The sequence below is a fragment of the Bathymodiolus platifrons methanotrophic gill symbiont genome (assembly GCF_002189065.1).
In the GTDB taxonomy this organism is placed as follows: domain Bacteria; phylum Pseudomonadota; class Gammaproteobacteria; order Methylococcales; family Methylomonadaceae; genus Methyloprofundus.
Genome location: NZ_BDMN01000242.1, coordinates 1 through 7,519, shown reverse-complemented (window position 1 = coordinate 7,519; position 7,519 = coordinate 1). Strand labels below are relative to the sequence as shown.

The following is a 7,519-nucleotide window of genomic DNA, read 5'->3' as shown; positions in this document are numbered from 1 at the left end:
ACGGCCCTACGGCTATCGCGGACTAAAAATCATCACTTCGCTTAGGCTACGTTTCCCTGATTTTCAGCGATTGAACAAATAAGTAGGGATCTATCGCCATCTTTCATTGCTGGAGCCGCAGAGGCTTTTCCATCAGCAGAGATAACCTTCGATCGGTTTCATGTTGTCAAATTATTAAATGAAGCAATGAATCAAGTCAGGATTAGTGAGCGTAAAGAGCATGATGCACTCAAAGGACACAAATATACTTTTTTAAGGAACCGAGAAAACTTAACCAATAAACAAGAAGTTTCATTAGCTGAAATGATTGACCTATATCCTACGTTAGGGCAGGCATATCGATTGAAAGAGCTTTTTAATGACTTATGGTCAATGCCCGATAAAGTATCGGCTGAAGCCTTTCTAAAGCAGTGGTGTGAAGAAGTAGAAAAATCTAAAATCTCAGCATTTATGAAGTTTGTAAAGACCGTTCGGAGCCATTGGTCTGGCATTATTCATTTCGTTGAAACGAAGATTACAAATGGAATTCTTGAGGGAATTAATAGCAAGGTCCAACTGGCCAAACGACGAGCAAGAGGTTATCGTAATATTAATAATTTTATCAATATGATTTACTTTCTTTGTGGTAAGTTAAAATTCGACTACCCACTGTATTTCACATAGAGCCAAACTGATATTAAACTCGGAAGCCAATGGGGCGCTAGAATTTGCATCGACCTGTCCAGGCGCTTGCAGTGGTTCTGGCGTTAAGGTCCCTAATTCTCGTTGCTCTAAAAATAATCGACCGATATCCGGGAACATCGCATAAATCAATACATCTTCTTCGTTTTTGGCAAAGGCAGCGGCATCTTTGCGCAATTTATTCATTTCATTGTTTAGCAAGTCTGCCGGTCGACAATCAAGCACCATTTCGTTACCGATAGCATTGGCTTGCAAGCTTGTATCAACTTTCCCCGGTGCGCGTCCGTACCCGCCTTGAAGATAGCGTTTGACTTCATTAGTAATGGTTTTATAGCGTTCTCCAGCCAGTACATTGACCACTGCCTGAGAGCCAACAATCTGTGATGTCGGTGTCACTAACGGTGGAAACCCCAAGTCTTTACGCACCTTAGGGATTTCTTTGAATACTTCATCAATACGCTCTAATGCACCTTGTTCTTTTAACTGGTTTGCCAGATTTGACATCATGCCGCCGGGCACCTGACTTAGCAAAACATCAGTATCAACACCAGAATAAGCACTTTCATATTGCTGATATTTTTTTCTTACCTGTTTAAAATAGTCTGCGATCTCTTTGAGTAGTGGCAAATCCAGATCTACCGGATATCCCGCATCACGTAAAGCAACTGCCATCGTTTCTGTGGGCGGATGGCTAGTTCCACCCGCAAAGCTGGATATCGCTGTATCTATATGTTCGCAGCCCGCCTCGATAGCTTTTAGCTGACACATAGTCGCCATGCCCGAGGTCGCATGAGTATGCAGAAACAAAGGTAAATCAATGCGTTGTTTCAAGTTACTAATCAACTCTTCTGTTGCAGACGGAGTTAACAATCCGGCCATATCTTTGACAGCAAGACTATCACAGCCCATATCTTCTAACTTCATGGCCAGTTCGATAAAACTATCTAATGTATGTACCGGACTGACCGTATAACACAAAGTACCTTGGGCATGCTTTTGATTACGTTTAACGGCATTAATCGCAGTAATCAAGTTACGTTCATCATTCAGCGCATCAAAAAGGCGGAACACATCAATGCCATGCTCAGCACTCTTATCAATAAACGCTTCAACCGCATCATCCGCATAATGGCGATAACCCAATAAATTCTGACCGCGTAACAACATTTGCAAACGTGTATTAGGTAAAGCCTGGCGTAATTGACGTAAACGTTGCCACGGATCTTCTTTTAAGAAACGTAAACAAGAATCAAAAGTTGCACCTCCCCAGACTTCCAACGACCAATAACCGGCACGATCTAGTTTATCGCAAATGGGTAGCATATCTTCAGTACGCATACGGGTAGCGATTAATGATTGATGCCCATCGCGTAAAACCACATCGGCAAAGTTGACTGGATTCTTTGTTTGCATATTTTTGCGGGGAGTCGCTATTTTTGCGAAAGCTTGTTTTGGGCATCCCAGCCCAAGCAAGCGGCAAAAACTTAACGCGACCGCTAATGCCTTCGGCGCCCCAGACGTCCTGCGTACGTGCCACTTCGCCACTACCATCGTAAACTCGGTGCTGGCTTCGTAACACTCCCTCAAATGACTGGACGGCGTTTCGGAATGCCTTTTATTTTGTCTCCACCTACGCTAGCGCTACGATTCCGACAAAACAACGGCCCTACGCCTTCTGGGGACTACCAGCCCTCGCGTTCGCTCTCCATGGCTGGCAGCGGTTGTTCATAATATTTTCCTAGAAACCTGAATGAATCGCAATAGCGGCAGCAATAACTGTGGCTATCTCTTCCGGATCTCGTTTTAATGAATACTGGGTAAGTTCGGGATGTTCATCTACAAAAGATGTGTCAAAGTTTGCACTGTTGAAATCATCTGAGTTTAGAATTTCCTGATAATAGGGAATAGTAGTTTTGATACCAAATAAACGCATATCCTCCAAAGCCCTTTGTCCACGCGCGATAACACGCTGCCAATCCGGTGCCCATACCACAAGTTTGGCGCACAGCGAATCATAATAAGGAGGTAAGGTGTAGCCCGTGTAAATAGACGTATCGGTGCGCACGCCTGGCCCACCAGGGGCATAATAACGACTGATACGACCAAAGCTGGGCAGGAAGTTATTCTGTGGATCTTCCGCATTAATACGGAATTGCAAGACAAAACCCTTAATATGTATATCTTCCTGCTTGATACTCAATGGCAATCCAGAAGCAATACGTAACTGCTCCTAGACAATATCAACTCCGGTTATTTCTTCAGTAATCGTGTGTTCAACCTGCACCCGGGTATTCATTTCCATAAAATAAAAGGAACCATCACTATCTAATAGAAATTCTACCGTTCCTGCATTTTGATAGTTAACTGCTTTAGCAGCTCTAACGGCCAGTTCGCCAATCATTTCACGTTGCTCTTGCGAAAGCTGAGGCGATGGTGCTATTTCGATTAATTTTTGGTTACGTCTTTGAATTGAGCAATCCCGCTCATACAGGTGAACCGCGTGCCCTAAGCTATCCGCCAATATCTGCACTTCAATATGCTTCGGATTGACGATACACTTTTCCATAAATACATCTGCGCTGCCAAAAGCCTTGGTTGCTTCTGAAATAACCCGATCATAGTTCTGACGCAACTCTTGTTCATTGTCACAGCGACGAATACCACGCCCACCACCACCTGAAGTTGCTTTAAGCATAACAGGATATGTAATCTCCTTGGCTTTGTTAATGGCATCATCCAACCCAGACAAGTTACCGTCGCTTCCTGGTGTAATTGGCACATTCGCTTCGGTCATGCTTTTTCTGGCGGCGGTTTTATCCCCCATTTTACTAATTACTTCAGCATCAGGACCAACAAAGGTGATACCTTGTTGTGCACAAATTTCCGCTAGTAATGGATTTTCTGATAAAAAACCATAACCCGGATGTAAACCGTCACAGCCGACAGATTTAGCTATATTAACCAGTTGCTGTGGATTGAGATAACCGCTAAGTGGGTCTGAACCCACACAATCGCTTAAAATCAGGGAAACGGAGCCTAAGCGGAGTGATGATTTTTAGTCCCTGGTAGGCGACAGGGCAATTCGCTGATCCGAAGTGCGCTAGTAGCGCGCGAGGGAGGCAAGAATTGCATTCCGAATAGCCGTCCAGCCATTTGAGGTAGTCTTAACGGAGCAGGGTTTTGTGCGTAGTTGAGACGGACGCAGGGCGACCAGGGCATCTCCCATTCGCTGCGTAGGCGAATGAATGTTGGTGACAGGAGTCCCAGAATGTTGTGAGGTAGCATGGCGCGCCTGAAGCTTCATCCGCTTTTTTAACATGCAAGGCATAACGATCCGCTTCTGAATAGACCGCAACAGAGCGAATGCCGAGTTCTCGACAGGCCCTAATAATCCTTACGGCAATCTCGCCACGATTGGCTATTAATATTTTAGTTAACACTTATTATTCCTAGATATTTTGACTACAGACGTAACATATTGGGACGAATGGCTTCCTGTTCTTATTCAAACCTTGCTTCCCAAAGTCACCTATAGGATGTGCTGACGATAGGAAGCACACCCTATATCACATATATAACTTAGCAGTGGCACGGAGCATGGAAACAAGAATCTAGTAGCCGTATTTTTTCTTATTTGTATGGTATGCGGAAATAGATATTAATGATAATTAATTAAAATAATGTATATTATAAATTTTATTTATAGTTAATTATTATGCGCGCAACACTCCATCAATTAAAAGTTTTTCAACAGGTCGCTGACTCCTTAAATTACTCAGCTGCCGCTAATAAATTAGGTCTAACTCAGCCAGCAGTTAGTATTCAAATTAAGCAACTGGAAGACAACCTGGGGTTATCACTATTTGAAAAAATAGGTAAGAAAAACTTTTTAACGGCAGCGGGTCATGAGCTCAATCATTTCTGCACTGATATTTTCTCCCGGATAGATCATATGGATATGAAGCTAAGGAATAAGCACGAAACAACTTCCCGATATTAATTATTCTTGAGGAATTGCACGGTAATTCCATTTTGGTAAATGTGTATCAAATACAATCGGCATTATTTCTTTGAAGTCAGCGGCATATTTTCGTCCTGTCTCGTATATTTTGTCGAGTATGTGAACAATTGTTGTTAGTCCTTTTGACGTTGATGTTCTAGAAATCAATGTTTTAACTGTTTCAACCGAGTCAAATACAACACCTTCACAAGCACGAGTCACATGAGGAAAAAAAACGATGTTCAATGGGATTATACTTGGAGGTATAAGGAGGATAGTGGGCAATCCTAATTTCCAATCCAAGTGCATTCGCAGTCTTTTGTAAATCTTCTTTAAAAATGTAGTGCCGTGAGCTGTTACTCCCTCCACCATCGCAAAGGATCAACAATGATTTTGCTTTAGGATAATGAATAATACCCTCGTTTACCCACCATTGAAATAAGCTATCACAGGCAAATTCACTGGTATCATGACTCGTTCCAAGCGTGATATATCCTGTGTTTCGTTTGAGGTCATAAAACCCATGAGGAATAACACTGCCTGTTGCAGAGCTAGGGAAATCATGATCATTCGTTTGAATGGCTGCTTGTGTATAGAGCGATCCATTACGATAAAAAGTACCCAATAACTCTTTCTTTTTGGTATCCATACTAATAACAGGGTTTCCCGCATCCAGGTAGTCCTGCTTCAATTGGGTAATATTTTCAAATTGAGCATTGCGGTCAGGATGACCACCCATCGTAATGTTTTTCTGGGCTTTGCGCTTAACATATTCATGTTTTTTTAATAAATATCGAACGATATTACGACTGACAGAATAACCCTTTTTTAATAATTCACTGACGATTTCACGCGGCTTTAGATAAGTCCACCTAATAGATGAATTCATTGGATTGCCTGCTGTATGCTGTTGAAGAATATCTAAAAAGTCTTGATCTATTCCACTGTATTCAGGGGTAGAGGTCTTTTTTTTCGACCGCCTCCAGGTTGTCTGATTCCTGTTATATCCAGTTCTAATTCGGTGAGTTCTTTTTTTCCTTGGCGGATAGTTTTTGGGTCACACTCTAATAAAGCTGAAATATAGTTAACGCCACCATGAGATAATTTTTCACTTTCAATGGCGGCATACCGTCGCTTATTTTTTTCACAAAGTGAGTCATAAAATTTCTTCATCGACTTTTCGATATTTTTTTTATAAGGAAATGACATAAGACAACCACTGAGTAATAAATTAAGATAACCTTAATTTAGGGGAGATATTTCATTATTCAAGCTTGGCTGCTTCAGGAAGTTATTTCGTGCACATTCCTAAATATTTTTCACCTCATCTATTAGGTGCTTTTCATAAACTCTACCCGAAAGTCAGTTTGCATTTAGATGTGGTTAACCGCAGTCAAATCATTCAATTATTAAAGGAAAACGAGGGCGATCTGGTTATCATGGGGCTGGTTCCAGAAGATATGAACCTAAAGCGTTTTCCTATTATTGAAAATCCTATCGTGATTATTGCCAACCCTTCTCACCCCCTGGCATCACAACAAAATATTTCATTTAATGAGCTGGCAAAACATGATTTCGTTTTGCGCGAAAATGGTTCAGGTACGCGTAAGGCTTTTGAGGATTTTCTGCTATCCCATCAGATTAAAATCAACCCTAGTATGATATTAGGCAGTAGCGAAACCGTAAAACAGGCTGTGATGGCTGACTTAGGAATCTCAGCATTGTCCCGTCACAGTGTTACTTTAGAACTGGCAACTAAGTGCCTGGTAGAATTGGATGTTCAGGATTTTCCACTGATGCGCAGTTGGTATGTTGTGCATCATGAAACGAAACAGTTATCACCCGCTGCACAAGCATTTATTGATTTTATCTTGTACCAGCCAGAAGCAGTAGGTAGCTTGTGTAACCGTTTGCTTGAGACACATTTTATTTCACAATAAAAGATTACCTTTCAAGTAACAAAAATAAAATTGTAACCTATTGAAATTATATTAAAAATAATATTGTAGTTTTCTCAAGGCGAAATAAACTCTACCTAAACCACAGTATAAAAAACTCAAGATACGGACGGGTTAATAAATTCATTCTTTCAATCGAGATCGCTAAGCGTCATCAGTGATGTTGCCGAGTATCCGAGAACCATGCTTCTAAGCGGGCTTTAATGCACCATTGTATATTCGGTCTTTCATTTACACTTGAGTCTGTATTATAGTGTAGTACATGTTACTTGTAGATGTGTAGGCGTTTAGCGAGTTGAGAGGCTTCTAAGTAACAAAATACAAGTCTTTGAATATATAGTATTTTGTTACTTAGAAAAGGTGGGCAGCCAGAAACCTGGCTTAAGATGCTGATTACCCATCACTCTCAGCCATAGCTCGTCATTCCTGTATGTTTTCAGCAGGAATCTCGTTAGTTAAGCATAGATTCCCGATAAAGCTTGTGCCCACGCTTGACTGGGTAGACTTCGGGAATGACGTGTTTTTTTAACATACTGATGTTTAAGGCTTAATTTTACTTTGGCTGAGAGTTGTACTTAACCAGGAAAGGTTAATATAATCAGCCTGAATTTAACTGGCAATATAAATCAGCAATTCGCTTTGCCAACGGCCTATCTGTGGCATATAAAACACCACGATGGTTCATAAAAGTAGAATCAGGGCGATTTAAGTCCAGAGTTTGACTATAAATATCACTAGCCACTGCATTGATTTCGTTAAATAGACATGCTGTCGCAGCAAAATCCCACAGCCCCCCCCCCGCCACCGGCCTCAGGTTTGGGAAACTTAAAATAACAGGCAGGTTCCTGCTCTAATACCCAACAAGCATTCATTGCCGCTC

At 41.5% G+C, this 7,519-nt stretch carries 8 protein-coding genes and 4 pseudogenes; 3 read left to right on the top strand and 9 right to left on the bottom strand.

The genetic code is table 11. The annotated features are described in order from the left end of the window. Positions 1 to 69: 69 nt before the first annotated feature. A pseudogene (locus CDZ78_RS13710) lies at positions 70 to 663 on the top strand (ISL3 family transposase); the annotation flags it as partial. Between the two features lie 3 nt (positions 664 to 666). Here CDZ78_RS13710 and oadA read toward each other — a convergent pair. The 5 genes and pseudogenes from oadA to CDZ78_RS24545 all read right to left on the bottom strand — a co-directional run. After that, positions 667 to 2,094, bottom strand: a pseudogene (gene oadA, locus CDZ78_RS13705) (sodium-extruding oxaloacetate decarboxylase subunit alpha); the annotation flags it as partial. After that, complete coding sequence (locus CDZ78_RS21345; protein ID WP_140414064.1) at positions 2,009 to 2,260, bottom strand: hypothetical protein; 252 nt, start codon at positions 2,258 to 2,260, stop codon at positions 2,009 to 2,011. The pseudogene oadA and the gene CDZ78_RS21345, both read right to left, overlap by 86 nt. A gap of 159 nt (positions 2,261 to 2,419) precedes the next feature. Continuing rightward, positions 2,420 to 3,688, bottom strand: a pseudogene (locus tag CDZ78_RS13700) (acetyl-CoA carboxylase biotin carboxylase subunit); the annotation flags it as partial. Between the two features lie 93 nt (positions 3,689 to 3,781). After that, positions 3,782 to 4,009, bottom strand: coding sequence for a hypothetical protein (locus CDZ78_RS22590; RefSeq protein WP_174664581.1), 228 nt, complete (start codon positions 4,007 to 4,009; stop codon positions 3,782 to 3,784). Further along, positions 3,978 to 4,121, bottom strand: a pseudogene (locus tag CDZ78_RS24545) (biotin carboxylase N-terminal domain-containing protein); the annotation flags it as partial. The gene CDZ78_RS22590 and the pseudogene CDZ78_RS24545, both read right to left, overlap by 32 nt. Before the next feature lie 275 nt (positions 4,122 to 4,396). Here CDZ78_RS24545 and CDZ78_RS13690 point away from each other — a divergent pair. Then, entirely contained in the window at positions 4,397 to 4,681 is a 285-nt protein-coding gene (locus CDZ78_RS13690) for a LysR family transcriptional regulator (protein WP_087870512.1), read from the top strand. On the opposite strand, the gene CDZ78_RS23830 is transcribed toward CDZ78_RS13690, so the two are convergent. Genes CDZ78_RS23830 through CDZ78_RS23235 form a run of 3 tightly spaced genes read right to left on the bottom strand, consistent with a single transcriptional unit; the run spans position 4,682 to position 5,890 of the window. Then, positions 4,682 to 4,927 carry an ISAzo13-like element transposase-related protein gene (locus CDZ78_RS23830; protein WP_167374435.1) on the bottom strand — a complete coding sequence of 82 codons (246 nt, stop codon included), beginning with the start codon at positions 4,925 to 4,927 and terminating at the stop codon, positions 4,682 to 4,684. Next, entirely contained in the window at positions 4,887 to 5,621 is a 735-nt protein-coding gene (locus tag CDZ78_RS21340) for an ISAzo13 family transposase (protein WP_230990677.1), read from the bottom strand. The genes CDZ78_RS23830 and CDZ78_RS21340 overlap by 41 nt, the downstream gene beginning before the upstream one ends. Next, positions 5,618 to 5,890 carry a hypothetical protein gene (locus CDZ78_RS23235; RefSeq protein WP_087868120.1) on the bottom strand — a complete coding sequence of 91 codons (273 nt, stop codon included), beginning with the start codon at positions 5,888 to 5,890 and terminating at the stop codon, positions 5,618 to 5,620. Before CDZ78_RS23235 ends, CDZ78_RS21340 begins: the two co-directional genes overlap by 4 nt. Positions 5,891 to 5,979: 89 nt before the next feature. Between CDZ78_RS23235 and CDZ78_RS13675 the strand changes: the two genes are divergently transcribed. After that, on the top strand, positions 5,980 to 6,621 hold the full coding sequence (locus tag CDZ78_RS13675; RefSeq protein ID WP_244559254.1) for a LysR substrate-binding domain-containing protein: 642 nt from the start codon (positions 5,980 to 5,982) through the stop codon (positions 6,619 to 6,621). Positions 6,622 to 7,237: 616 nt separating this feature from the next. Here the strand turns inward: CDZ78_RS13675 and CDZ78_RS22085 are convergent. Further along, a complete protein-coding gene (locus CDZ78_RS22085; protein ID WP_167374306.1) occupies positions 7,238 to 7,381 on the bottom strand; it encodes a hypothetical protein in 144 nt (47 codons plus the stop codon). Positions 7,382 to 7,519: the final 138 nt, after the last annotated feature.